Origin of the sequence: Rhodococcus coprophilus NBRC 100603 (assembly GCF_001895045.1) — a bacterium.
GTDB classification, from domain to species: Bacteria; Actinomycetota; Actinomycetes; order Mycobacteriales; family Mycobacteriaceae; genus Rhodococcus; species Rhodococcus coprophilus.
This window is the reverse complement of sequence record NZ_BDAM01000001.1, coordinates 520,330-545,833: the sequence shown is the minus strand read 5'-3', so window position 1 is coordinate 545,833 and position 25,504 is coordinate 520,330. Positions and strand designations below refer to the sequence as shown.

21 protein-coding genes and 6 tRNA genes are annotated in these 25,504 nt (G+C 67.5%); 12 read left to right on the top strand and 15 right to left on the bottom strand.

Going from position 1 to position 25,504, the window contains the following annotated elements; translation table 11 throughout:
• Positions 1-106: 106 nt before the first annotated feature.
• Together RDCOP1_RS02475 and RDCOP1_RS02470 are read right to left on the bottom strand one after the other, a co-directional pair.
• Entirely contained in the window at positions 107-2,248 is a 2,142-nt protein-coding gene (locus RDCOP1_RS02475; RefSeq protein WP_072698461.1) for a 3-hydroxyacyl-CoA dehydrogenase NAD-binding domain-containing protein, read from the bottom strand.
• A 2-nt stretch (positions 2,249-2,250) separates the two neighbouring features.
• The gene (locus RDCOP1_RS02470; protein WP_072698460.1) at positions 2,251-3,471 is read right to left on the bottom strand and encodes a thiolase family protein; all 1,221 of its coding nucleotides are present in this window, start codon (positions 3,469-3,471) and stop codon (positions 2,251-2,253) included.
• A gap of 169 nt (positions 3,472-3,640) precedes the next feature.
• Between RDCOP1_RS02470 and RDCOP1_RS21425 the strand changes: the two genes are divergently transcribed.
• Positions 3,641-3,796 carry a hypothetical protein gene (locus tag RDCOP1_RS21425; RefSeq protein ID WP_169848802.1) on the top strand — a complete coding sequence of 52 codons (156 nt, stop codon included), beginning with the start codon at positions 3,641-3,643 and terminating at the stop codon, positions 3,794-3,796.
• A 36-nt stretch (positions 3,797-3,832) separates the two neighbouring features.
• Here the strand turns inward: RDCOP1_RS21425 and RDCOP1_RS02465 are convergent, their stop codons facing one another.
• The 3 genes from RDCOP1_RS02465 to RDCOP1_RS02455 are packed head-to-tail and all read right to left on the bottom strand — an operon-like array spanning position 3,833 to position 7,243.
• Complete coding sequence (locus RDCOP1_RS02465; protein ID WP_084722307.1) at positions 3,833-5,128, bottom strand: ribonuclease D; 1,296 nt, start codon at positions 5,126-5,128, stop codon at positions 3,833-3,835.
• A gap of 58 nt (positions 5,129-5,186) precedes the next feature.
• The gene (locus RDCOP1_RS02460; protein ID WP_072698458.1) at positions 5,187-6,617 is read right to left on the bottom strand and encodes a WS/DGAT/MGAT family O-acyltransferase; all 1,431 of its coding nucleotides are present in this window, start codon (positions 6,615-6,617) and stop codon (positions 5,187-5,189) included.
• A 53-nt stretch (positions 6,618-6,670) separates the two neighbouring features.
• On the bottom strand, positions 6,671-7,243 hold the full coding sequence (locus tag RDCOP1_RS02455; protein WP_255311407.1) for a DUF3000 domain-containing protein: 573 nt from the start codon (positions 7,241-7,243) through the stop codon (positions 6,671-6,673).
• A gap of 132 nt (positions 7,244-7,375) precedes the next feature.
• Here RDCOP1_RS02455 and hemE point away from each other — a divergent pair, with 132 nt between their 5' ends.
• From hemE to RDCOP1_RS02435, 4 genes are read left to right on the top strand one after another with little or no spacing between them, the layout of a single operon-like run.
• Entirely contained in the window at positions 7,376-8,473 is a 1,098-nt protein-coding gene (gene hemE, locus RDCOP1_RS02450; RefSeq protein WP_072698850.1) for a uroporphyrinogen decarboxylase, read from the top strand.
• Positions 8,470-9,828 carry a protoporphyrinogen oxidase gene (locus RDCOP1_RS02445; protein ID WP_072698457.1) on the top strand — a complete coding sequence of 453 codons (1,359 nt, stop codon included), beginning with the start codon at positions 8,470-8,472 and terminating at the stop codon, positions 9,826-9,828. Before hemE ends, RDCOP1_RS02445 begins: the two co-directional genes overlap by 4 nt.
• Positions 9,829-9,833: 5 nt before the next feature.
• On the top strand, positions 9,834-10,529 hold the full coding sequence (hemQ, locus tag RDCOP1_RS02440; RefSeq protein WP_072698851.1) for a hydrogen peroxide-dependent heme synthase: 696 nt from the start codon (positions 9,834-9,836) through the stop codon (positions 10,527-10,529).
• 59 nt (positions 10,530-10,588) lie between these two features.
• The gene (locus RDCOP1_RS02435) at positions 10,589-12,880 is read left to right on the top strand and encodes a molybdopterin-dependent oxidoreductase (protein ID WP_072698849.1); all 2,292 of its coding nucleotides are present in this window, start codon (positions 10,589-10,591) and stop codon (positions 12,878-12,880) included.
• A 19-nt stretch (positions 12,881-12,899) separates the two neighbouring features.
• Here RDCOP1_RS02435 and RDCOP1_RS02430 read toward each other — a convergent pair whose 3' ends face one another.
• Positions 12,900-13,871, bottom strand: a complete 972-nt coding sequence (locus tag RDCOP1_RS02430; RefSeq protein WP_072698456.1) for an L-lactate dehydrogenase — start codon at positions 13,869-13,871, stop codon at positions 12,900-12,902.
• A gap of 88 nt (positions 13,872-13,959) precedes the next feature.
• Between RDCOP1_RS02430 and RDCOP1_RS02425 the strand changes: the two genes are divergently transcribed.
• Positions 13,960-14,685: an HAD family hydrolase gene (locus RDCOP1_RS02425; RefSeq protein ID WP_072698455.1), complete on the top strand. Its 726-nt coding sequence runs from the start codon at positions 13,960-13,962 to the stop codon at positions 14,683-14,685.
• On the opposite strand, the gene msrB is transcribed toward RDCOP1_RS02425, so the two are convergent.
• From msrB to RDCOP1_RS02410, 3 genes are all read right to left on the bottom strand, one after another.
• On the bottom strand, positions 14,648-15,076 hold the full coding sequence (gene msrB, locus RDCOP1_RS02420; protein ID WP_072698454.1) for a peptide-methionine (R)-S-oxide reductase MsrB: 429 nt from the start codon (positions 15,074-15,076) through the stop codon (positions 14,648-14,650). The genes RDCOP1_RS02425 and msrB overlap by 38 nt on opposite strands.
• Positions 15,077-15,151: 75 nt before the next feature.
• Positions 15,152-16,396 (bottom strand): glycosyltransferase family 87 protein, encoded by a 1,245-nt coding sequence (locus RDCOP1_RS02415; RefSeq protein WP_072698453.1) that lies wholly within the window; start codon positions 16,394-16,396, stop codon positions 15,152-15,154.
• 74 nt (positions 16,397-16,470) lie between these two features.
• Complete coding sequence (locus RDCOP1_RS02410) at positions 16,471-18,030, bottom strand: alpha/beta fold hydrolase (protein ID WP_072698452.1); 1,560 nt, start codon at positions 18,028-18,030, stop codon at positions 16,471-16,473.
• Between the two features lie 211 nt (positions 18,031-18,241).
• Between RDCOP1_RS02410 and zapE the strand changes: the two genes are divergently transcribed.
• A complete protein-coding gene (gene zapE, locus RDCOP1_RS02405; protein WP_072698451.1) occupies positions 18,242-19,255 on the top strand; it encodes a cell division protein ZapE in 1,014 nt (337 codons plus the stop codon).
• A 13-nt stretch (positions 19,256-19,268) separates the two neighbouring features.
• Here the strand turns inward: zapE and RDCOP1_RS02400 are convergent, their stop codons facing one another.
• Positions 19,269-19,829, bottom strand: a complete 561-nt coding sequence (locus tag RDCOP1_RS02400; RefSeq protein ID WP_072698450.1) for a GNAT family N-acetyltransferase — start codon at positions 19,827-19,829, stop codon at positions 19,269-19,271.
• A gap of 347 nt (positions 19,830-20,176) precedes the next feature.
• Between RDCOP1_RS02400 and RDCOP1_RS02395 the strand changes: the two genes are divergently transcribed.
• Positions 20,177-20,773, top strand: a complete 597-nt coding sequence (locus RDCOP1_RS02395; protein WP_231922953.1) for a 2-isopropylmalate synthase — start codon at positions 20,177-20,179, stop codon at positions 20,771-20,773.
• 49 nt (positions 20,774-20,822) lie between these two features.
• Here RDCOP1_RS02395 and RDCOP1_RS02390 read toward each other — a convergent pair.
• The 5 genes from RDCOP1_RS02390 to RDCOP1_RS02370 all read right to left on the bottom strand — a co-directional run bounded on the left by RDCOP1_RS02390 (position 20,823) and on the right by RDCOP1_RS02370 (position 21,285).
• Positions 20,823-20,897 (bottom strand) — tRNA-Val (locus RDCOP1_RS02390).
• 17 nt (positions 20,898-20,914) lie between these two features.
• A tRNA-Gly gene (locus tag RDCOP1_RS02385) sits at positions 20,915-20,989 on the bottom strand.
• A 52-nt stretch (positions 20,990-21,041) separates the two neighbouring features.
• A tRNA-Val gene (locus tag RDCOP1_RS02380) sits at positions 21,042-21,116 on the bottom strand.
• A gap of 1 nt (position 21,117) precedes the next feature.
• A tRNA-Cys gene (locus tag RDCOP1_RS02375) sits at positions 21,118-21,188 on the bottom strand.
• Between the two features lie 25 nt (positions 21,189-21,213).
• Positions 21,214-21,285, bottom strand: a tRNA-Gly gene (locus RDCOP1_RS02370).
• A 438-nt stretch (positions 21,286-21,723) separates the two neighbouring features.
• On the opposite strand from RDCOP1_RS02370, the gene RDCOP1_RS02365 reads away from it, so the two are divergent.
• From RDCOP1_RS02365 to RDCOP1_RS02350, 4 genes are all read left to right on the top strand, one after another.
• A tRNA-Val gene (locus tag RDCOP1_RS02365) sits at positions 21,724-21,795 on the top strand.
• Between the two features lie 198 nt (positions 21,796-21,993).
• Positions 21,994-22,584: a DUF742 domain-containing protein gene (locus RDCOP1_RS02360; protein ID WP_072698449.1), complete on the top strand. Its 591-nt coding sequence runs from the start codon at positions 21,994-21,996 to the stop codon at positions 22,582-22,584.
• A 145-nt stretch (positions 22,585-22,729) separates the two neighbouring features.
• Positions 22,730-24,799 (top strand): threonine--tRNA ligase, encoded by a 2,070-nt coding sequence (gene thrS, locus RDCOP1_RS02355; RefSeq protein WP_072698448.1) that lies wholly within the window; start codon positions 22,730-22,732, stop codon positions 24,797-24,799.
• Positions 24,796-25,392: an ATP adenylyltransferase gene (locus RDCOP1_RS02350; protein WP_072698447.1), complete on the top strand. Its 597-nt coding sequence runs from the start codon at positions 24,796-24,798 to the stop codon at positions 25,390-25,392. Before thrS ends, RDCOP1_RS02350 begins: the two co-directional genes overlap by 4 nt.
• Positions 25,393-25,504: the final 112 nt, after the last annotated feature.

The following is a 25,504-nucleotide window of genomic DNA, read 5'->3' as shown; positions in this document are numbered from 1 at the left end:
ACACTACGCCGAAGGCGGGTCGCGGGGGACGATCTTCACACGAAGAAGGCGTGCCGCCCCAGGGGGCGGCACGCCTTCTTTTCAGGTGCGCCGAGCGCAACCGGTGCTACGCGACGTCGGCGACGCCCGGAGCCAGGAAACGCTTGCCGTTGACGGCCTCCGACGTGCCGGTGCGGTCCAGGTACGGCGTGATTCCGCCGTTCCAGAACGCGAAGCCGCCACCGAGGATCAGGCAGAGGTCGATGTCCTCGGGTGCTGCGACGACACCTTCGTCGAGCATGATCGCGATCTCCTCCGCGAACGCCCGGCGGGTGCGCTCGAGCACCTCCTCCGCGGTGGACGGCGAGTCACCCTGCGGCCACAGTGCGGCGACTTCGGGGTCGACGACCTGCTGCCCGTCGGCGTACGACCACACGCCGGGCTTGCGAGCCTCGACGAGAGCCTCGAGGCCGGGCGACGAGACGAACCGGCCGGGGTATGCGGCCTGCAGGGTCTCGCCGGTGTGCAGTGCGACGGCAGGACCCACGAGTGCGAGCAACGTGAACGGTGACATCGGCATGCCGAGTGCACCGACGGCGTTGTCCGCGACCTCGAACGGTGTGCCTTCGTCCACCGCGGTCATGACCTCACCGAGGGTGCGGGTGACCAGGCGGTTGAAGACGAAACCGGGCTTGTCGCCGCACAGCACCGCGGACTTCCTCAGCGACTTGGCCGTCGCGAATGCCGTTGCCAGCGTGGCGTCGTCGGTCTTTTCGCCCCGGATGACCTCGAGCAGGGGCAGCACGGCGACCGGGTTGAAGAAGTGGAATCCCACGACCCGCTCGGGATGCTGCAGACCCGACGCCATCTCGGTGATCGACAGCGAGGAAGTGTTCGTCGCGAGGATCGTCTCGGGCGTGATGTGCTGCTCGAGCTCGCTGAACACCTGCTTCTTGACATCCATGTTCTCGAACACGGCCTCGATCACGAAGTCGGTCTTCGCGAATGCGGCCTTGTCGAGCGAACCGGTGACGAGCGCCTTGAGGCGGTTCGCGGCGTCGGGCGACAACCGGCCCTTGCCCTGAAGCTTGTCGATCTCGGTGTGGACGTATCCGACACCCTTGTCGATGCGATCCTGGTCGATGTCGGTCAGGATCACCGGCACTTTGAGCTGCCGGAGGAACAGCAACGCGAGCTGGCTGGCCATCAGGCCCGCGCCCACGATGCCGACTCCGCTGATCTTGCGGGCCAGGGACTTGTCCGGAGCGCCGGCGGGGCGCTTGGCGCGCTTGTTGACCAGATCGAACGCGTACAGTCCCGCACGCAGTTCGTCGGACATCAGCAGGTCGGCGAGTGCCTCGGTCTCGGCGTCGAAGCCCTTGCTCAGCGACTCGGGATCGGAGATGTCGGTGGTGCGGGCGAGCTCGAGGAGCTCGATCGCACGCTCGGCGGCGGGGGAGAAGCCGCGGGTCTTCCCTGCGACGAGCGCCTTGGCGCGTGCCATGGCGGCGTCCCAGCCGGCCCCGCGGTCGATCTCCGGACGCGCCGGCACGATCTCGCCGGCGAGTACCTTCGACGCCCACGCGAGCGACTGCTCGAGGAAATCGGCCGACGCGAGCACGACGTCGGCGTAACCGAGCGCCTGGGCCTGCTTGGCCTTGATGGTGCGGCCGTTGTTGAGCGGGTTCTCGAGAATCAGCGTGACGGCATTCTCGGGGCCGACGATGTTCGGGAGAAGCTGCGTGCCACCCCAGCCGGGGACCAGGCCGAGCATCACCTCGGGCAGGCCGAGCGCCGGAACGTTGTCGGCGACCGTGCGGTAGTGCGCGTGCAGTCCGACCTCGAGTCCGCCGCCGAGCGCCAGACCGTTGACGAAGGCGAAGGTGGGGATCGAGGTGTCGCGCAGGCGGCGGAACACGTTGTGTCCCAGGGCACCCAGCTCCACGCCCTGCTCACGTTGCGTGACGGCGGGGACGCCCTTCAGGTCGGCGCCCGCCGCGAAGATGAACGGCTTGCCGGTGACTGCGATCGCGGCAGGGTTCGCCGCGAACGCCTCGTCCAGCGCCTTGTCGAAGGCGAGCAGGCCCGCGGGTCCGAACGAGTTCGGCTTGGTGTGGTCGAAGCCGTTGTCGAGCGTGATCAGGGCGACCTGGCCCTCGATCCCGGGAACGGAGAGCAGTTTGGTGTACGCGTGGGTGACGACTTCGTCGGCGAACGCGGACGCGATCCCCGTCGCGTCGTTCGCCCCGTGTGCGGTGTCCGATGTCATGGTTATGCGGCTCCGGATTCGTAATCGGCGTGGTTCGGGTTCTCCCAGATCACGGTGCCGCCCATGCCGAGACCGATGCACATGGTCGTCAGGCCGTAGCGGACCTCGGGATGCTGTGCGAACTGATGCGACAGCTGGGTCATCAGGCGGACGCCCGACGAGGCGAGCGGATGGCCGCACGCGATCGCACCGCCCCACTGGTTGACACGCGGGTCGTCGTCGTCGATTCCGAAGTGCTCGAGGAACGCGAGCACCTGTACGGCGAACGCCTCGTTGATCTCGAACAGTCCGATGTCGTCGATGCTCAGGCCGGTGCGGGCGAGCAGCTTCTCGGTGGCCGGGACGGGACCGATGCCCATGACCGCGGGATCGACGCCCTGGAAGGAGAAGCCGACCATGCGCATGCCGACGGGCAGGCCGAGCTCACGGGCGGTGTCCTCGCCCGCGAGAATCGCGGCCGTCGCGCCGTCGTTGAGACCCGCTGCGTTGCCCGCGGTGATACGACCCGCGGCGCGGAACGGCGTCTTGAGCTTCGCGAGATCTTCGATCGTGGTGCCCGGGCGGGGCGGCTCGTCCTCGGTGGCCAGACCCCAGCCGGTGGCGGAGCGGGTCGCGACGGGAACGAGCGTGTCGGCGATCCAGCCGGCCTTCTTGGCGGCGTCGTACTTGTTCTGGCTGTTCACGGCGTAGGCGTCGGTACGAGCCTTGGTGATGCTCGGGAACCGGTCGTGCAGGTTCTCGGCGGTGTTGCCCATGACGAGCGCGCTCGGATCGACCAGCTTGTCGGCGAGGAAGCGCGGGTTCGGGTCTGCGCCCTCGCCCATCGGGTGGCGGCCCATGTGCTCGACACCGCCGGCGATGACGACGTCGTACTGGCCGAAGCCGATGCCGGACGCGGTGGTGGTCACGGCCGTCATGGCGCCTGCGCACATGCGGTCGATGGCGAAGCCCGGCACGGTTTCCGGCAGGCCCGCGAGGATCGCGGACGTGCGGCCGATGGTCAGGCCCTGGTCGCCGGTCTGTGTGGTGGCGGCGACCGCCACCTCGTCGACCCGGGCGGGATCGAGCTGCGGATTGCGGCGCAGCAGTTCACGGATCGCTTTGACGACCAGATCGTCGGCACGGGTCTCGGCGTACATGCCCTTCGGCCCGGCCTTACCGAACGGAGTGCGGATGCCGTCGACGAAGACGACGTTGCGTTGCGTTGAGGTGGTGGGAGCCACGCGGATTCCTCCTGATGGAGCGATACTCGCCGACACGTGCCGTGGCGAGGAGTGCGCGGCCACCTTCCGGTGACCGGCCTCGCGCACAAGCGTACATCGGCATTACCGGCGAGTAACTTACAACCGCCGATTTCGCGGAAGGCGCCCGGACCCTCAACTGGATACGCCTGTGAGCAGTGTGTTCTCGTTCACCACCTTACTCGTTCACCACCTTCCCACGTGGCTCGTCCTGCGCGACGCGCGTCGCCGGTTCGGGGCGGCGCGGACGCATCGAACCGGCGCGACCGAACGACCGGCACGTCCGGGCGCGGCGACCGCACCCTGACCGTTCGGTGCTCCGGCGATTGCGCTGGGAAGGGCGCTACGACGCCGGGGTGAGAGCCTTCGCGAGTCGCGGTGCCGTGAGTGCGCGTTGCCACGGCCGGGCACCTCCGGCGGCGAGCCGATCCTCGATGTAGGCCTCGACGTCTGCGCCCGCCGACACGTCCCAGTCCCAGCACAGACGACGCACGAGTTCGGGGCTCACCAGGTTCTCGACGGGAACGGACACCTCTTCGCTCAAGGCTCCGAGCTCGGCGCGCGCCGCCGTGAGACGTGCGGCAGCCTCGGGATGGTGCCTCGCCCACCGTCCGACCGGAGGAGGACCGATCAACGGGGGAGTCATCGGCGGCAGTTCCGACTGCGGCAGGGAGCGGGCACGCTCGATCGCCGCGAGCCACACCCGCGACGACCGGCGCTGCCGGGGCCCGCCGAAGACCGGGAGGGCGCGCAGATCCGAGAGGGTGGCGGGCTGGGCTTCCGCGGCTGCGATGATCGCGGAATCCGGCAGGATGCGGCCGGGCGCGATGTCGCGGTTGGCGGCGATCTCGTCCCGGGTCGTCCACAGTTCCCGCACGATCGCGAGACGACGCGGATCCTTGATGGTGTGGATCTTCGACGTCCGGCGCCAGCGATCGGGCTTCGGTGCCGGCGACCCGGCGAGCCGGATGTGCTCGAACTCCTGCGCAGCCCAGTCGGTCTTGTGCTGCCGTTCGAGTTCCTCGGCCATCGCGTTGCGGAGTTCGACGAGAATCTCGACGTCGAGCGCCGCGTAGTTGAGCCAGGTGTCGGGCAGCGGGCGGGTCGACCAGTCCGCGGCGCCGTGTCCCTTCTCGAGTTCGAAGCCCAGTGTATCGGCGACGAGCGCCGCGAGCCCGACCCGCGGGAATCCGGCGAGACGCCCGGCGAGTTCGGTGTCGTACAGCGCGGCCGGATGCAGTCCGAGTTCGGCTAGGCCGGGCAAATCCTGGTCTGCCGAGTGGAGGACCCACTCGAGGTCGTTGATCACCGCGGCGAGCGGCGCGAGATCGGCTGCCGTCGGGATCGGGTCGAGAAGCACCGTTCCGGCTCCGTCGCGTCGCAACTGGACGAGATAGGCCCGCGCGGAGTAGCGGTAACCGGAGGCCCGCTCGGCGTCGACGGCCAGCGGTCCGTGACCGGCCGCGAGGAGTGCGGCGGCCTCGGCGACACCCGCCGCGGTGGTGACGACCTCGGGCACCCCCTCCCGGGGTTCGAGGAGCGGAACCGTCGCCTCGGGTGTGTGCTCCTCAGCCGTATCACCGCCGGTGGGAGAGCTGTTTTCGGGCACTACCGTCTCATGGTCCTGGCCTGCAGACATGGCGTGACTCTAGCGCTGTCGCGGGAAAGACGGATCGCGCCGCGCACAGAGGGGGCCGTCAGCCACCCAGTTTGTCGACCCGTGGATCCTCCTCGGTCCGCGCCTGCATCTCCTCGGCGGCGGCGACCAGCGCGTCCAGCGCAGGTGCGAGATCGTCGCTCAGTTCCCACAGGTCGGGTACCAGTTCCGGGCAGGTGATGAGGCCGACGTCCACCTTGTCTTCGAGCGAGACGACGGTGATGTTGAGCCCGGCGCCGTGGAAGAGCGGGCCGAACGGGTACAGGGCGGTCACGTGTGCCCCGAGGAAATAGAGCGCCTGCGGGGGGCCGGGCACGTTGGAGATCACCAGATTGTGGATCGCGGGATGCTTGTCGGCCAGACGCAAGGCCGCGTAGGTGCGCATCGCGGCACCGAATACCGACGCCCCCATGAACTCCGACCAGTCCTGCAGCATGTTCGCGCCGAGAGCGGAGTTGTGATCCTTCGCGACCGCGTTGGCCTCGGCGAGGGCGCGTAACCGCTCGACCGGGTCCTCGATGTGTGTGTGCAGACCGGCGAACATTCCCGACACCTGGTTGCGTCCTGGCCGATCCGACTCCCCGTGGACCGAGACCGGCACCATCCCGACGAGGGGGCTGTCGGGTAGCTCGCCGCGCCCGTCGAGGTAGGCGCGCAGCGCGCTTGCCACGACGGTCATCACGACGTCGTTGACCTTGACTCCGAACGCGTTCTTCACCGTCTTCACCGCGGCGAGCTCGAGCTGGGTGAATGCCACGGCGCGATGGCCCGTGATCGTCGAATTGAAGGGGGTGCGCGGCGCCGTGAACGGCGCGGGCATCGCATCGCCCCGGCGCGCGCGGCTCACCCAGGACGCAAGCGACGACACCGCGGACGGAAGGATCCGGGCCAGGTGCAGGGGACGGAGAGCGACGTTCACTGCGCCGGTGACCGCCATCTGGATGTCGTTGCCGCCGCCGACTTCCGACGCGACGGCCTCCGGTCGCGGCGCATTCGGGTCGAGACTGCACAACTGCGCGATCATGGCTGCGCCCGAGACGCCGTCGACGCTCGCGTGGTGCATCTTGAGGATCATCGCGATCGATCCGTCGTCGAGTCCCTCTACCACCCACATCTCCCACAGCGGCTTCGACCGGTCGAGCGGCTGCGCGGCGATGTGACCGCACATCTCGGCGAGTTCGACCCTGGAACCAGGGGAGGGAACCGCGACACGATGTAGGTGACGGTCGAGGTCGAAGTCCTTGTCGTCGACCCATACCGGGTGGTCGATGTTGAACCGGTTGTCGGCGAGCTTCATGCGGAAGGCGGGCACGGCGTCGAGCCTCGCCTCGATCTCTTGTCGCACGATCCGATAGTCGTATCCGTCCGGCACCGTCGACGGATCGAGGATGAGCAACCCGCATATGTGCAGGTGCTGGCTGGGTGTCTCGAGGTAGAGAAAGCCCGCGTCTAGACCACTGAGGCGCTGCATCCACCCAGGCTAGAGCGGGCAGTCTCTCCTGAGGGCCGATTCGGGCGTACCAGTCACGACCGGAGCCGTGCGACACCGATCGGTGGGAGTCCCGCAGCGTAGGCGAGGACATCGCAGAACGCTTCCACGTGCGGGCCGAGCACATCCGAGCGAGGGGTCCACGACGCGCGAAGCTCGAGCTGATGTGCCCGCGGTGGGCCGGCGATGTCGCCGAACCGCACCGAACTCGTCGCCGTGACGGTCCCGCCGAGCGCGGTCAGCGGTTCACCGTGTGCCTCGAGTGCATCGACGAGCCAGCTCCATGCGACATCCGGAAGCAGCGGGTCGGCGGCGAGTGAGGCATCGACGTCGGCCTGGATGTACGCGACGAGCCGGGTGGTGCCGTGCCAGGCTTCGTCACCGTTCGGGTCGTACAGGAGGATGAGGCGCCCGAAGGCGTCACCCTCCGACTCCTCGGGCACGCCCTCGGACTCGTCGTGCAGGACCTCGGCGCCGAGCGCGAAACTGTGCGGGGCGAGCCGTTGCGGTGGGCGGATGGGCGCGACCTCGATCTCGCTGCGGACGGTGGCCGCCTTCATCGCTGCGACTGCCGCGGCGAAGCGGGCCGGCTCGGGCGGATTGGTCACGACATCGGACGTTAGTGCCGGTGACGCAGTGCACGCGGGAGGCGCGCCGGTTCCGGCGGGGCGGGCGAGCGTGGCAGCATGGGCATCGAACCGGGGTCCGATGAACCCGACGAGACCGAAGAACGAGGATCGATGACCGGCTTGGAAAACACGAACGTCTCCTCCGCGGTGCCCGCGCAGTACCCGTCGCGCAGAGCCCTACCGGATGCTCCGCTGCTGAATGCGGCCAGGGGGACACGGCCGTCGCACCGTCCGGTGTGGTTCATGCGCCAAGCCGGGCGCTCGCTGCCGGAATACCGCGAGATCCGTGCCGGTGTCGGCATGCTCGAATCGTGCTTCGATCCCGATCTCGTCTGTGAAATCACGATGCAGCCGGTGCGACGACACAAGGTCGACGCCGCGATTCTGTTCTCCGACATCGTCGTTCCCCTCAAGGCAGCGGGAATCGACCTCGACATCGTCGCAGGCACCGGTCCGGTCGTCGCCGACCCGGTACGCACCGCCGCAGACGTCGCGGCGCTTCCGCATCTCGAAGCCGAGGAAGTCGGTGCGGTCGCTCGCGCAGTGACACTGCTGACGCGCGAGCTCGGCAGCACGCCGCTGATCGGGTTCGCCGGAGCTCCGTTCACGCTCGCCTCGTACCTCGTCGAAGGCGGACCGAGCCGCAACCACGAGCGCACCAAGGCGCTGATGCACGCCGATCCGAAGACCTGGCACGAGCTCCTCGGGCGTCTGACGGACATGGCCATCACCTTCCTGCGCGCGCAGCTCGGGGCCGGCGTCGACGCGATCCAGTTGTTCGATTCGTGGGCCGGGGCGCTCTCCCTCGCCGACTATCGCGAGTACGTGCTCCCGCACTCCGAACGGGTCTTCGCGGAACTCGCCGCTGCCGACGTACCGCGCATCCACTTCGGTGTGGGCACGGGTGAGTTGCTCGGCGCGATGGGCGAGGCCGGAGCCGACGTCGTCGGAGTCGACTGGCGCATCCCGCTCGACGTCGCCGCGCAGCGCGTCGGCCCGGGCAAGGCATTGCAGGGCAACCTCGATCCCGCACTTCTCTTCGCAGGCTGGGACGTCGTCGAGCGTGAGGTCCGGCGCGTGGCCGCCGAAGCCGACCGCGCCCTCGCAGCCGGCAGCACCGGCCACATCTTCAATCTCGGCCACGGCGTGCTGCCCGACACCGATCCCGACATGCTCACCCGCGTCGTCGAGCTGGTGCATTCGTTGTGACCCGCCCGGTCGTCGCCGTTGTGGGTGGGGGCATCACCGGCCTGGTCGCCGCCTACCGGCTGCGCGGCGCACTCGGTCCCGACGCGCGGATCGTCGTGCTCGAGCAGTCCGAGCGGCTCGGCGGCAAACTGCACACCGTCGATCTGGTGGACGGACCGGTCGACGTCGGGGCGGAAGCCTTCATCGCGCGACGACCCGAAGTGCCCGCCCTGCTCGACGAGCTGGGCCTGGGCGACGAGGTGGTCACGCCCTCGGGCGCGCGGCCGCTGCTCTACGCCGGCGGACGGCTCCACCCGTTGCCGACCGGCACCTTGATGGGCATCCCCGCCGAGGCAGGTGCTCTCGAAGGGCTCGTCGACGACGCGACCCTGCGCCGCATCGCCGACGAACCGGACGTGCCGTTGCAGTGGGATCCCACTCGCGACATGTCGGTGGCCGCACTGGTCGGTTCGCGTTTCGGTGAACAGGTCGTGCGGCGCAGTGTCGATCCACTCCTGGGTGGGGTCTACTCCGGGTTGTCCGACACCGCGGGCGTGCGGGCAACTCTTCCGACCCTGGCTGCCGCACTCGACGCCGGTGCGACGAGCCTGACCGCAGCAGTCGCGGCGGCGCTTCCGGTGCCCTCGGACAAGCCCGTCTTCGGAACCCTGCGCGACGGGTACGCGACGTTGCTCACGGCGCTCGAAGAGGCGGCTGCCGCGGAAATCCACCTGGGCACCACCGCAACGGGATTGCGGCGCCACGACGGGCGGTGGTCCCTGCACCCCGTCGGCGACGTCGACGCAGTGGTACTCGCGGTGCCCGCACCCGAGGCCGCCTCGCTCCTGCGGGACGTCGTGCCGTCGGCTGCGGCCGCTGCCGCGGAGATACCTCTCGGCTCGTCGGTCGTGGTTGCACTGGCTATCCCCGTCGCCTCGGCACTGCCGCAGAACTCGGGCATTCTCGTGGCCACCGGCGAGGAGCTTTCCGCCAAGGCGTTCACGCTGTCGAGCCGGAAATGGCCGCACCTCGCGGAGCGCGACGCCCTGTTCGCGCGGGCGTCTTTCGGACGTTACGGCGACGACGCGCTCCTCTCCGCCTCCGACGAACAACTCGTCACCCTCGCCCGGGCCGACCTCGCTGCCGTCACCGGAGTGGACGACGAACCCATGGCTGCATACGTGCAGCGCTGGCCCGGCGGGCTTCCCCAATATCAGGCCGGGCACAACGACATCGTCGCCTCCATCGAAGCCGAAACAGCGGAGGTCGGCGGACTCGAGGTCGCGGGAGCGATGCTGCACGGTGTCGGCGTCCCCGCATGCGTGGCCTCGGGAACCACCGCGGCGGCACGAGTCGCCGCACGAATGGCAGGATGACCGGTATGGCACGTCTCGATTACGACAAACTCAATTCCACCCTCCGCTACACCATGTGGTCCGTCTTCCAGGTGCAGCCGGGGGTTCTCGACGACGACCGGACCAAGGCGGCTCGGAACGCCAAGGAGTTCTTCGCGCAGTACGACGACACCGACGCCACGGTGCGGGGCATCTACAACGTCGCCGGCACCCGCGCCGACGCCGACTACATGATCTGGTCGCACGCCGAGCGTCTCGAAGATCTCCAGAAGCTCTACGCAGACTTCCGGCGCACCACCGATCTGGGACGCGCGAGCGCCCCCGTCTGGTCGAACGTCGCCCTGCACCGGCCCGCGGAGTTCAACAAGAGTCACGTGCCGGCGTTCATCGCAGGTGAGGAGCCCGGCGCATACGTGTGCGTCTATCCCTTCGTCCGCTCCTACGAGTGGTACCTCCTGCCCGACGCCGAGCGCCGCACGATGCTCGCCGACCACGGCAAGGCCGGACGCGGTTACCCGGACGTCCGCGCGAACACCGTGCCGTCGTTCGCGCTCGGCGACTACGAGTGGATCCTCGCGTTCGAGGCCCCCGAACTCGACCGCATCGTCGACCTGATGCGCGACCTGCGGGCGACCGAGGCCCGGATGCACGTGCGTGAGGAGACGCCGTTCTTCACCGGCCCGCGCGTCGAGGTCGAGGCGCTCATCGAGTCGCTTCCCTGACTGTGACCGACCCGGCCGAAGCCGGCGGGGGCGCGCTGCCCGGAGCGCGGTTCTCACAGATGGCGCACTGGGGCATGTATTCGGCGGAGGTGCGCGACGGCGAGGTCGTCGCCGCGCATCCCTTCGCTGGGGACAGCGATCCGTCGCCGATCCTGCAGAACATCCCGGGATCGGTGCGGCATCGCTCGCGCATCGCGGGTCCGGCGATCCGGCGGGGGTGGCTGGAGCACGGACCCGGCCCGAGCAGCGATCGTGGCAGCGACGAGTACGTCGCCGTCTCCTGGGACGAACTCACCGAGTTGCTCGCGACGGAACTGAAGCGCGTCGCTGAGCGACACGGCAACCGGGCGATCTTCGGGGGATCGTACGGCTGGTCGGCGCCGGGGCGCTTCCATCACGCCCAGAGCCAAGTCCACCGATTCCTGAAGATGTTCGGTGGCTACACCCGGTCGGTCCACAGCTATTCGCTCGGGGCGACCGGGGTGATCATGCCGCGTGTCGTCGGAGCCCACTGGAAGCTCTTCGCGCGATCGACCAATTGGGACGTCATCGCCCGCGAAACCGACCTGCTCGTGTCCTTCGGCGGTGTGCCGCTGAAGAACACCGGCGTCAACGACGGCGGCACCAGCGACCATCCCACGCGCAGCGCGCTCGATCGCATGCGCGAACGCGGGGGCCGTATCGTCTCGATCAGTCCGCTGCGCGACGACGTACACGGCGAGCACGAGTGGCTTGCACCGCGACCGGGCAGCGATGTCGCGATCATGCTGGCGCTGGCTTACGTTCTGGCCCGCGAAGACCTCGCCGACCGCGGTTTCCTCGACCGCTACTGCACCGGATACGACAAGTTCGAGGACTACCTCTTCGGCCGCACCGACGGTGTCGTCAAGACGCCGGAATGGGCTGCGGACCTGTCCGGTCTACCGGCCGGGACGCTGGTCGACCTCGCGCGGCGGATGGCGTCGGGACGCACCCTGATCTCGGTGACCTGGTCCCTGCAGCGGGTCCGGCACGGCGAGCAGGCACCCTGGGCCGGCATCACCCTGGCGGCGATGCTGGGCCAGATCGGGATTCCCGGTGGGGGATTCGGCCACGGCTACGGATCCATGAACGAACCCGGACGCGCGCCCGTGCCCTACCCGCTGCCCACCTTGTTCCAGGGCAACAACGAGGTCGACGACTTCATCCCCGTCGCCGCGATCTCCGATCTGCTGCTGCACCCGGGCGAAGAATTCGACTACGACGGCCGGCGACTGACGTTCCCGGACACGAGGCTCGTCTACTGGGCGGGCGGCAATCCGTTCCATCACCACCAGCACCTCGCCCGCCTGCGACGCGCCCTGACCCGGCCCGACACGATCGTCGTCCACGACCCCTACTGGACGCAGATGGCGAAGCACGCCGACATCGTCGTGCCGTCCACCACCGCACTCGAACGCGACGATCTGTCGTGTACCCGCAACGACCCGCTGCTCGTCGCGATGCAAGCTGCCACACCGCGTTTCGCCGGTGCCCGGGACGACTACGACACCTTCTCGGCCCTCGCTCATCGCCTGGGATTCGGTGAGCGGTTCACCGAGGGCCGTACCTCGGCGGAGTGGCTCGAGCATCTCTATGCGCAGTGGCGGGGATACGTCCTCGCCGACGACCGCCGTATCGAAGATCCGCCGCCGTTCGCGGAGTTCTGGCGCCGTGGACATGTGCGGATGCGCACCGAAGACGACCTCACCCTGTTCGAAGAGTTCCGGGCCGATCCCGAGAACAACCCGCTCCGCACACCCAGCGGACGGATCGAGATCTTCTCCGCGGACATCGACAGCTTCGGATACGACGACTGTGGTGGTCACCCCACGTGGTACGAACCCGAGGAGTGGCTCGGCAGTGAGCGCGCACAGCAATTCCCGCTGCACCTGATTGCAAACCAGCCCAAGAGCAGACTGCACAGCCAACTCGACCACGGTGCGACGAGCCAGAAGTCGAAGATCCATGGTCGCGAACCGATCCGTATCCACCCCGGAGATGCGGCCGGGCGCGGTATCTCCCACGGCGACGTGGTGCGGGTACACAACGATCGGGGTTCGTGCCTCGCCGGCGCCGTGCTCGACGACGGACTGCTTCGCGGAGTCGTGCAACTCGCGACGGGCGCGTGGTACGACCCGCTCGACCCGGCCGATCCGGATTCGATGTGCGTGCACGGCAACCCGAACGTTCTCACTCCCGACACCGGAACCTCGTCACTGGCTCAGGGGTGCACGGGTCAGCACGTGCTCGTGGAGATCGAGCGGTTCGACGGTGAACTGCCGCCCGTCCGTGCCTACGATCCGCCCACGATCCTGCCCCGGCGCCCGTGAGGTGAGAAGCCCGGAGGGGCTACAGGCCGAGGGACTTCTGCACGTTGCGGAGGGTCGCCGCGGATTCGGCCAGTCCGGCCAACTCGTCGTCCGACAACGGGACCTCGAGGACCCGATCGGCGCCACCGGCATCGACGATCGTCGGCAACGACAGGCATACGTCGCGCACACCGTGGGTGCCGGTCTGCAAGGACGACACCGGCAGCACGCGACGCTGGTCACGCAGCACGGCCTCCACGATGCGCGCCGTCGACAGGCCGATCGCCAAATTGGTGGCGCCCTTGCCCTGGATGATCTCGTAGGCGCTGCGCACGACCTCATGGAAGATCTTCGCGCGCGTCCGGTCGTCGAACACCACGCGGCCGTCGACGGTGTACGAATCGATGGGGATGCCGCCGACCGTGGCGCCCGACCACAACGCGAGTTCGGAGTCGCCGTGCTCCCCGACGATGAACGCATGGGTGTTCTCGATTGCGACGCCGGCCCCCTCGGCGATGAGATAGCGGAGACGACCGGAGTCGAGAACCGTGCCGGATCCGAAGATCCGGCCGTCGTCGACACCGCTGATCGCGATGGCCGCAGCTGTCACGATGTCGACGGGATTACTGACGAACAGCAGCACGGCATCGGGGGATTCCGCCAGCAAACGGGGCGTCACCGACTGCGTGATCGCGACGTTCGCGGCGGCCAGATCCAGCCGGGACTGACCCGGCTGCTGTTTCGCGCCCGCGGTGATGACCACGAGGTCGGATTTCGCGGTCACCGCGACATCGTCGCTGCCCTCGATACGGCAGGCAGGAGTGAACTGGGTTCCGTGGCTGAGGTCGAGCACTTCGGCGCGCACCCGAGCGGCATTGGTGTCGAACAAGGCGATCGTGTTCGCGGTTCCGCGTAGCAGGCACGCGTACGCCACCGCGGCGCCGACACTGCCTGCCCCGACGATGGACACCTTTGCTGTACCGATCCTGGGCCCGCTACGCGCTGTCGCCATGTAGCGATCATCACCTCTTTACCCCTCCTGCGCCAGCCGGCGAAGCGGGATCCAGCGGACGCCTCGGCGAGTCGATAACCTCGGGGACATGAACGCACGACCGTTCGACGCCGTTCTCTTCGACTTCTCCGGCACACTGTTCCGGCTCGAAGAGGACGAGAGCTGGATGGCCGGTATCACCGACTCGCAGGGGGAAGCGTTCGAGGTGAGCAGGCGGGCCGAGCTCATGCGGCGCCTGACCGCGCCCACCGGGCAGCCCGTGGAGATGGACGCCGGGGAGCATCATGCCTGGACCAACCGCGACCGTGATCCGAAATGGCATCGCGAGGCCTACCTGACCGTGCTGTGCCGGTCCGGAGTCGAAGATCCGGTGCAGGCGGAGAAGCTGTACGCCAAGGTGGTGGACCCGTCCTGCTGGACGGTGTACCCGGACACGGTGCCGGTGATAGAAGCACTGGCCGGAGACGGCATCGCGGTCGGGGTCCTCAGCAACATCGCCTTCGACATCCGGCCGGCGTTCGCCGCACTCGGTATCGACGACGACATCTCCGTGTTCGCACTGTCCTTCGAGATCGGTGCGGTCAAACCGGAGCCCGAAATCTTCCGCTACGCAGTCGATGCGCTCGGGGTCGAACCTCGCCGAACGCTGATGATCGGCGACAGCGCCGCCGCGGACGGCGCCGCAGCGGAGATCGGCTGCGCGTTCGAACTCGTCGAGCCGCTCCCGACGACGGAGCGGCCCGACGGGCTGTGGCGTGCTCTGGCCGAAGCCGGAGTTACGTTGTCGGAACCAGGCGCAGGGAAATCGAATTGATGCAGTACCGCTGATCGGTGGGCGTGGGGTACCCCTCGCCCTCGAACACGTGGCCGAGGTGACTGAGGCACGACGCGCACAGCACTTCCACGCGGCGCATTCCCAGCGAATCGTCGGACCGCAGGATCACGGCATCGGAGTCGGCGGGATCGAAGAACGACGGCCAGCCGCAGTGCGACGGGAACTTCTCGCTGCTGCGGAACAGTTCTGCGCCACAGGCCCGGCACTCGTAGACACCCTCGGTCTCGGTGTCGGTGTACTCGCCGGTGAAGGGCCGTTCCGTGCCGGCCTGACGCAGCACCGCATATTCGGCGGGAGTGAGCTTGTCGCGCCACTCGTCCTCGCTGAGCACGACCTTGGGTGCGGGTTCGGATCGGGGAGTGGAAGTCATGTCCCCACGCTAGTCGCGCTCCGGGGGTGCCGCCACGACGCACCCCTGCGACACCACGCAATGCGCGCGTCGGGGTCAGGCTCGGACTGGTGTCTCCTCGGTCTTCGACGGCAGCAGGTGTGCCGGTTCGATCCCGTCGGCCAGGCGTCCTTCCCGCCGCGCCGCGAGGTAGCGGTCGACCAGTACCGCGAAGATCACGATGATGAGCAGCGACCATCCGAGCGTCGTCTTCATGTACTCGGCGGCCCGGCCTGCCTCGACCCAGCGCCCCGACAGCCAGGAGTCGTAGCTCATGAACCCGTACACCGCGAGCCATGCCGGCCAGTTCCGCACCACGGAGTTGGGCAGCAGCACCGTCATCAGCAGCGGGAACAACATCATCGAGTAGTACATCTGGCCCAGCGAACCGAGCAGGAACGACGCGCTCAGGAGGACACCGGTCGCAGTGCACACGAAGAAGACTTCGTCGTTGCGGCAGTAGCGGTAGAGCAGCCAGAGCGACACCGCCACGAGAACGGCGAGGAGACCGCGCAGACCCAGGATCAGCCATCCGGGCAGACCGTAGTACATCCCGTTGCCGACGATCGCGCTGTTGAAGTAGTCGCGCGATTCGAGCAGGTACGGCACGGTGAGTTCGACGAAGTTCCATGCGTCCACGGACAGTGGCCAGGCGATGATGTTGAGCAGGATCGGCACGCCGGCGGCAGGAATGAACACTTTCCATTGCCCTCGCACCAGCGGAAGGAACAACAGCGGCGCGAGGATCGGTTTGACCGCGAACGTGAGCCCGAGCATCACGCCCGCCCAGAGGTCCCGCCGTTTGAGCAGGAGTACGAGGAACGCGACTTGTCCCAGCAGCACCAACCCGTTGATGTTGGTGAAGACGAGCGTGTTCGTCACGGTCTCGGAGGCGAACGCACCCAGCACGAGGATGGGAGCGACGGGGGAGTCGAGTCGCAAACCGAACATGCGCAGCAACAGATACAGCGCAATCAGGATGGCGACGGCATTGGCGAGGATGAACAGCCAGCGCGAGCGCTCAGGGTCGATCACGGCGATCGGAGAGATCAGCAGGGTCCCGGACGGTGGATACAGATAGTGCGGATCCACCCATTGGAAGTTCGCGGTGTAGACGGGGCGCCGGTTGAGGAACGCGAGCGCCGCGTTGTACACCGGCGTGAAGTCATCGGTCCGGAAACCGTTGACCGCTTTGATCACCACCCGGTGCAGAACGGTCATTACCGCCAGTGGCCAGACCACGACCTTGACCACATCTGCTGTGGTACGCGCCGTCCGAGGTTCGAGACTCCTGAGGAACACTACGGCACGGTACCTTGCGCGCGATCGAGACCGTGAATGTCCCCCGGCGGGGAGCTCCGCATGCCAGTCGGGTCTCACGCCGGGCAGAGGCTCCCGTTCGGCGGAAGTTCTCCCGTGCTCAGATACCGCTCCATACGGCCCTGGATGCACGTCGAATGCAACGATGCGGAGTAGCCGGCACCCTGCCACGACGCGGTCGACCACGCGATCGCGCCGGCCGTGAGCGCACCGGTGACGGACTCACCTCCCGCGCTGCCGACGAGAGGATCCGCAGCGCCGCCGGTGACGAGAACCGGAGTCTCGAGGGCTGCCGGCAGAGGCGGGGCGGGAAGGGTGGGCCACGACGCGCAGGCTGTGGTCGCTGCGGCCGCATCCGCACCGAACAGCGGATACAAGCTCGCCCAGGTGCGCTGGAGATCGGCTGCCCGCGTCGGCGTCGGCCAGCGCTGGCCGTCACTGCACCGCGACACGAACTGGCCGTCCGACCCGAGCAGCTGTTCGGCGCTGCCCACCAGATCGAGGAGCGGCGACACGTCGCCGTCCCGCGCGGCGGCGAGTGTGTCGGACAGTTCGCGGATCCGGCCTTGAAGATCTCCCCGCGGTGTACCCAGATATGCCGTGACGACGGTGAGCAGAGCGTTCGACGACACCGGCGCCAGCGCACCGCTCGTAGCCTCCGCATGGAGATCCTCGAGTGCCTGCCGGGGGTCGTCGCCGAGCGAGCAGTCGAGTGCGGCGCACTGCCGCGCGAACGCATCGACGGCGGCCTCGGCGCCTCTGGCACGCGACTCGGCGATCTGTTCCGCATCCCCCGATGCGGCGACGGGGGAATCGAGCACCAGTCGGCCCACCGCGCCGGGGTACGTCGCGGCGTACGCGAGGGCGACCGCCGCACCGTTCCCGATACCGAGAAGGCCCAATCGGTCGATGTTCCACGCCTGGCGGAGCCGATCGAGGTCGCCGGCCGCATGGGAGGCGCTGAACATCAACTCCTGGGGTTGGAGATAGTCCGTGCACGAGATCGTCGCCTGGCGGCCGAGTTCGGCGACTCGCTCCGGCGCGGATCCACTGCGGCCGAACTGCCCGAGATCGCCGAGCGCACGACGGTCGGCACCGAACACGCAGTCGATCGCCAGCGACATCCCGATCCCGCGACGATCCACTGCGACGATCGGACGGGTGGACAGGACACCGGAGAGCGGACCGGTCGCGAGCGCCGCGAGTGCGCGCGTCGACGGCATGTCGCTGCCGGTTGTGAGGACCACTGGTGCCACGTCGCCCGGAGTGTCGGGCAGTTGCGCGCGGAGTACGGCCAGCGGGAATGTGCCGGGAACCGATCCGGAGGGGTCGATGGGTGTCGCGACTTCGGCGCATTCGAGCCTCAGCCCCGACGGACCCTGCGGCAGCGAGTACGAGGCGACGGTGTCTGCGGTGCAGTCACGCCATGCCAGGTCCGACTGGGGAACGGGGAGTTCCGGAACGACGGCTTCGTCTTCTTCGGTGGCGGGTTCGCTGCCGCCGACCCCATCGCGCACCACGGCGACCTCCGGCCGGACCGACGGTCCCGCGCCGCACGCGGCGACCACCGCAGCCACTGCGATCCATCCCACCGCGAGCACACCGGTTCTGCGCATGGGGGACAGCCTGCCAGGTTGCGCCGTCGAGGTCGTGCAGAGGTATCACCGGGAAGCGATGGACGCCGTGGCCGGGCACTCGGAGGGGCGCTGCGCCGGGGTTCCCGCATTGTCTCCCGGCGGTGTGACGAGATCGTGAACGTCTTGTGAAGTAGGTCGCATTCCGTCTCCGCGGCACTTCTGCCACATGCGTCGGCCTTAGGCTGAGGAAATGCACGAACGCCTCGTCGACCGCAACCCGGTTGTGCCCGCAGATCAGTTGGTGGGGCAGCTGGTGCCTCCCGCAATGTTCGACGAGGTGAGCTTCGCGTCGTACATCCCCGATCCTGCCGAGCCCAGCCAGGCGGCGGCGGTGAAGGCAGCCGAAGAATTCGTCGGCAAGGTCGCGAAGATCCGGGGCGGTAAGCGAGGCCTGTTCGGCCGCAAGGCACCCGCTCAGGGTGCCGGGCTCTACCTCGACGGTGGTTTCGGCGTCGGCAAGACTCACCTCCTTGCCTCGATCTTCCACAGCGCGCCCGCGCCGAAGGCGTTCGGCACGTTCGTCGAGCTGACCCACGTCGTCGGCGCCCTCGGATTCAACAAGGCCGTCGAAGAACTGTCGACCCACAGCGTGCTGTGCATCGACGAATTCGAACTCGACGATCCGGGCGACACGATGCTCATCTCGCGTCTGCTCACGGAGTTGTCGGCGCGGGGCGTGTCGATCGTCGCGACCTCGAACACTCTTCCCGGCCAGCTCGGTGAGGGCCGGTTCGCGGCCCAGGACTTCCTGCGTGAGATCAAGAAGCTCGCGTCGATCTTCGAGACGATCCGCGTCGACGGACCCGACTACCGGCACCGCGACCTGCCGCCGGCACCCGAGCCGATCGACTCGGAGGAGCTCATCGAGCGTGCCGACGAGGTGTCCGGCGCGACCCTCGACGACTTCGACGAACTGTGCGACCACCTGAGCACCCTGCATCCCTCCCGGTACGGCAAGCTCGTCGAGGGGGTGCCCGCAGTGTTCATCAACGGCGTGCACCCCGCGCGCGACCAGTCGGTCGCCTTGCGCCTGGTGGTCTTCGCCGACCGCCTCTACGACGCGAGCATTCCGGTGACGGTCGCGGGAGCGCGGCTCGACGAGATCTTCACGCCCGAGATGCTGGCAGGCGGCTACCGCAAGAAGTATCTGCGTGCCACCTCGCGCCTGCTCGCCCTTTCCCGTTTCGAGGTAGCCGCAGGCTGATCGCCGCGGGTGGTCACAACACGCGCTGCATGAGGAAGTCGTCGTGGGTCTGCGAGCCCACGACGAAGGTGCGGGTCCCGACCACCTCGAAGCCGTGTTTGCTGTAGAAGCGACGGGCTCGCGTGTTCTCCTGGTTCACACCCAGCCACAGCCCGGCGCGTTTCCGTTCGACCGCACGTTCGACGATCGCCTCCATCAGCGCTGCGGACACTCCGGCGCCGTGATGCCCCGGAAGTACGTACAGCTTGCTGATTTCGATGGCCGGTCGCGCCGTGACCACGTCGGGTACGGCCGACGCTTCCGAGTTCTCGCTCGCCGGGTCCACCGCCATCAGGTACCCGACGATCTCGTCGGCCACGCAGGCCTTCAGCACGATGCGGTGGGAGTCGGTGAGGTACTCGCTGAAGTTCTCGGCGCTCAGGGTCTCGTCGACGAATGCCGCGATGTCCTCGGACCCGGCCCCTGGAGGGCACGCCAGGGGAAAGGTGGCCGCTGCGACTCCGGCGATGGTCTCGGCATCCCAGATTCCTGCCGGACCGACGGAGACGGCTTCTTCGAGTGACGACGTCGACATGAATCCAGTGAAGCACCGAGCCGTCGGGCCGGGAAGTTCCGGGGCCGGAAATGGCTGAACCCCAGCCTTGGATGGGGGGTCATGGCTGGGGTTCAATACCATCGGGGGGGATGGCACGTTCCACGCTACCCGAGTGATTTCCCGGGTTTCCACCTGCAGCGGTCACGTTTCCGTCACATCGTGCACAACTCATTGTTGCGGAGCGTTCACAAACCCTTTAAGGTCAGCGGTTATGAAGCGCGTACTCGTAGTTCGCCGCCGTAGCGGGGTCTGATTCGGACCGACCCCTCGCTGCGGGTCGTTGTGCTACGCGTCGGTCCTTCCTTCTCCAGGAAGACCCCATCGAAATGAACGCCTTCACTTCACTTCTCTCCTTCGGTTCGGATGCTCCGGCCTTCACCTCGGATTCGCCCCGTCGAGCGACGTTCCGCGCCCCGAATGCATGCACCAACAGTGCCGCGACGCGCATCGACCCGTTCGCCGCGAGGTACGGGCGCTCGCTTCCTCTCCCGCTGCGTGCCGAAGCGGCCGGATTGTCGTGGCAGGAGTTCGTCGCGGTGTACGCGGACGAGCGCGGCCCGCTTCGTCTGCGTGACTGGTCCGCCACCACGATGCCCGCCGGCCGGGCGGCGTTCGAAGCGACGATCGCAGTGGGCGACACCATCCACACTGCTGCCGCTCTCGCGTGCGGTCCGGTGGCTGCGATGACGGCGATGCTCCACGACCTCGGTTTCGGCCTCGAGATCCACTCGTTCCACAGGCACGATCTCGGCGACACCCACGTGACGTTCCTGCTCTGCGGTTCCGGCGAACACCGGACGTGGGTCATGGGAGCAGGGGAGAGCGGCGAGGAATCCACGCTTCGCGCGATGATCGCCGGAATCAACCGGATCCATACTTCGGCGCAGGGCTGTGCAGCGACGAGCAAGTCCGCCCACCGATAGCGGATACGACGAAGGCCCCCTTCGAAATGAAGGGGGCCTTCGTCGTACCTGGTGCGCGATACTGGGATTGAACCAGTGACCTCTTCCGTGTCAGGGAAGCGCTCTCCCGCTGAGCTAATCGCGCCAGCTGTTGGGCCGGGTTGGAGCGGATGACGGGATTCGAACCCGCGACCCTCACCTTGGCAAGGTGATGCGCTACCACTGCGCTACATCCGCATGCACGTTGACTGTACATCTAACACGACTCGACCCACGTGCTGGTCGAACCTGGTGCGCGATACTGGGATTGAACCAGTGACCTCTTCCGTGTCAGGGAAGCGCTCTCCCGCTGAGCTAATCGCGCGAGGTGGAGACGGGAATCGAACCCGTGTGCACGGCTTTGCAGGCCGTTGCCTCACCACTCGGCCACTCCACCATAAAAGGTCGAGTCCAACCTCTCGAGCGGATGACGGGATTCGAACCCGCGACCCTCACCTTGGCAAGGTGATGCGCTACCACTGCGCTACATCCGCATTCGCACCGTTCGGCGTTTTGCTCTCCGTGGTGCGGTTCAGAACACTAGCCGACCATCGTCGAAACACACAAATCTGCAGGTCGTGCCTGGAATCGGCGTCCGGAGGTGAGTCGGCTGGACCTTTCGGGCGGATGGGTGTTCTGCCCGTCCTTCCAGTCGTTGCCGAGCCGTGTCCAGGTGCTGTGTCGTGTCCGGTTGCTTTCGTGTCCTGTCGTGCGGCCTAGGTGGTCGCCGAGCGGAGGGCGCGGGCCCGGGACGCTCGGCCGGCTCTTGAAGGTTGCGTCGTCATATAGGTGCCGGAACCATAGGGGCGGTGCTGCAGCGCCTCTTCGGAGGTAGCTCGGTCCCGCTCGCGAATCGCTGTGACCTGCTGATTCGTGTTCACGGCGAGAGAGTGTTAATGTTCCTTTCCGTTCGAGCCGCAGCGATGCGGCCCGGTCCCGTGGCTCAGTGGAAGAGCGTCCCGTTCACACCGGGAAGGTCGCTGGTTCGATCCCAGCCGGGACCACAGAGTGATGAAGGGCACCCCACGGGGTGCCCTTTTTCGTATTCTGCTCGTGTAACAGTTGGGCATGATGCGACCGATGTTGCTGGAGGGCGCTTCCCTTCCGTGCCTGTCGGCGCAGTCCCACTTTTGCGGCCATCGGCGCCCGCACAAGCGGTTGATGGCAGGATTGACCTCGTCCCAGGAGGGGGTGCGCCCGAGATGAGTGTTGCGGACAGTGAATGGCCGATTGTCGGGGCTACCGGTGCCAGGTTCGGAACGGCGCGGTCCCGGCAGCGCAGGAACAAACCGGATGCCGACCTCGCGCAGCGCGGTCGGACCGAGGAAGTGCCGACTCCGGGTGGTGTTTCCGGGCGGGCCGAGGTGGTGGACGGTGTCCTCGCCGGACGATCGGCAATGTCCGTCACCAGGGGATCCGAGATCGATGTGGGAAACGAGGACATGGACCAGCCAGAGACGTCGTCTTTCGTACGGCCGTTCGTGCGAATCGGAGGACGCACACGCGCCGAGGTCGAGTTGCCGCTCGAAGCACTCGTCTCCGCTGTGCCGTCCGCGCAGGGAAGTGAGCGGGGGTTTGCCCTCGAAGAGCACCGGACTGTACTGGCGCTCTGCGTGCAGCCCCGGTCGATCATGGAGGTGGCCGCGCTCGCCGGTATCCCGTTGGGGGTCGCCCGGGTACTCGTGGGCGATCTCGCTGCCACCGGCGAGCTCACGGTGCATCGCACGGTCGATCGCGTCGGCCCGGGTGTCGATCTCCTCGAGCGCGTACTCGTCGGCCTGCACGGGCTCTGACACGGACGGGCTCCGGCCTCCGCAGTCCGAGACGCCCTGTGTTCGTTGCCGGAGGGAATGTCGATAGCATGTAGGGGTTGCCGTCGCGCACGTCTACGCGCGGGCGACGCCCTGTATCAGGCATCGAGCCGAGGAGTTCACCACCGTGACCACGCCCGCATCCGCGAAATCAGCCACGCTCGTCCGGGTGCCGGCTGGAACCAGTGCGGGCGCAGCCGTACGTGAGGCGGGCCTGCCGCTCAAGGGCCCCGACACGATCGTGGTGGTCCGTGATGCCGACGGCGCGCTGCGCGATCTCGCCTGGGTCCCGGACCAGGACGTCGAGGTCGAAGCGGTCGGCGCGGACACCGAGGACGGACGCAGTGTCATCCGGCACTCCGCGGCCCACGTCCTCGCGCAGGCTGTGCAGCAGGAGTTCCCCGAGGCGAAACTCGGCATCGGACCGCCTATCAAGGACGGCTTCTACTACGACTTCAAGGTCGATCGCCCCTTCACGCCCGAGGATCTCGCCAAGCTCGAGAAGCGCATGAAGAAGATCGTCAAGGACGCACAGCGCTTCTCCCGCCGGGTCGTCCCCGACATCGCCGAGGCGCGTGAGGAACTCGCGAACGAGCCGTTCAAGCTCGAACTCATCGACGACAAGTCCGGAATCGACGACCCCGAGGTCATGGAGGTCGGCGGCAAAGAGCTGACCATCTACGACAACCTCAATCCGCGCACCGGCGAGCTGATCTGGAAAGACCTCTGCCGCGGCCCGCACCTGCCGACCACCAAGTACATCCCGGCGTTCAAGCTCACGCGAAGCTCCGCCGCGTACTGGCGCGGAGACCAGGACAACGCCGATCTGCAGCGTATCTACGGCACCGCGTGGGAATCCACGGAAGCCCTCGACCGGCACCTCGAACTGCTCGCCGAGGCGGAACGGCGCGACCACCGGAAACTCGGCGCCGAACTGGACCTCTTCTCGTTCCCGGACGAACTGGGTTCCGGCCTTCCCGTGTTCCACCCCAAGGGCGGCATCATCCGGCAGGAGATGGAGAACTACTCCCGCGAGCGCCACGTCACCGCCGGGTACGACTTCGTCAACACGCCGCACATCACCAAGGGCAACCTCTACGAGATCTCCGGCCACCTCGACTGGTACCGCGACGGCATGTTCCCTGCCATGCACATCGACGAGGAACTCAACGACGACGGCACGATCCGCAAGCCCGGCCAGGACTACTACCTCAAGCCGATGAACTGCCCGATGCACGACCTGATCTTCCGTTCCCGCGGCCGGTCGTACCGTGAGCTGCCGTTGCGGATGTTCGAGTTCGGTTCTGTGTACCGCTACGAGAAGTCGGGCGTCATCCATGGTCTGACCCGCGTGCGGGGGATGACGCAGGACGACGCGCACATCTTCTGCACGCCCGAGCAGATGCGCGACGAACTCACCTCGGTGCTGAACTTCATCCTGGAGTTGCTCCGGGACTACGGACTCGACGACTACTACCTCGAGTTGTCGACGAAGAACCCGAAGAAGTTCGTCGGCAGCGACGAACTGTGGGAGACCGCCACCGATACCTTGCGCGAGGTCGCCGAGGCTTCGGGTCTGCACCTCGTTCCGGACCCGGGCGGCGCCGCGTTCTACGGCCCGAAGATCTCGGTGCAGGTCACCGATGCGCTCGGGCGTAACTGGCAGATGTCCACCATCCAGCTCGACTTCAATCTGCCGGAACGATTCGAGCTCGAGTACACCGGCTCCGACGGCGCCAAGCACCGTCCCGTCATGATTCACCGCGCGCTGTTCGGCTCGATCGAGCGTTTCTTCGGGGTGCTCACCGAGCACTACGCGGGAGCGTTCCCCGCATGGCTCTCGCCGGTGCAGGTCGTCGGTATCCCTGTCGCCGCGGACTTCGAGGACCACCTCTTCGACGTCGTCGCTGCGCTGAAGGCCGAAGGTATCCGCGCCGAGGTCGACATCTCCGACGACCGGATGCAGAAGAAGATCCGTACGCACACCACCCAGAAGGTGCCGTTCATGCTCCTCGCCGGGGAGCGCGACGTCGCGGCGGGCGCGGTGAGCTTCCGGTTCCGCGACGGCACCCAGATCAACGGGGTTCCCGTCGACGAAGCCGTGCGCATCGTCGTCGACTGGGTGCGTCGCCGTGAGAACGCCTCGCCGACCGCAGAACTCGTACAGCCGGTGGCCGGGGCGGACGCTCAGCCGTGACCGGCGACCGTACCGACGAGCCGGGTGAGCAGACCGATCGGTCCTCGGGGCCGGCCGACACCACCGACGCCCTCGTCGACCGCGGAGTAGGCGATCGGGACCACCTGCAACGCTTGTGGTCTCCGCACCGCATGTCGTACATCACCGAGTCTCCCGCTGCGCGCAGCGAGCCGTACGAACCGTTCACCGACATTCCCAAGATGCCGGACGAAGAAGGCCTCGTAGTCTCCCGCGGCGAGCACGTGTACGCGGTGCTCAACCTGTATCCGTACAACCCCGGACACCTGATGGTCGTGCCGTACCGGAGGGTCGCGAATCTCGAGGACCTCACCCCCGAGGAGAGCGCCGAACTCATGGCGTTCGCGCAACGCGCCCTCCAGGTGATCAAGAAGGTGTCGCGGCCGCACGGCTTCAATGTCGGCCTCAACCTCGGCGCCGCTGCGGGAGGCTCGCTGTCCGAGCACTTGCATCTCCACGTGGTACCGCGCTGGGGTGGCGACGCCAACTTCATCACCGTGCTCGGCGGTTCCAAGGTGATGGTGCAATTGCTGCGCGACACACGGGCACTCCTGGCGTCCGCTTGGGACGAGTGAGAAACTCGCTTTCACCGGAGGTCTCTGCACCTGTCGGCGGTTGGGCCGACCACGGCCTTCCCGGTCGTGGCAGGATCGTGCGGACACAAAGGTCGAATCGGAAAACGGGGGT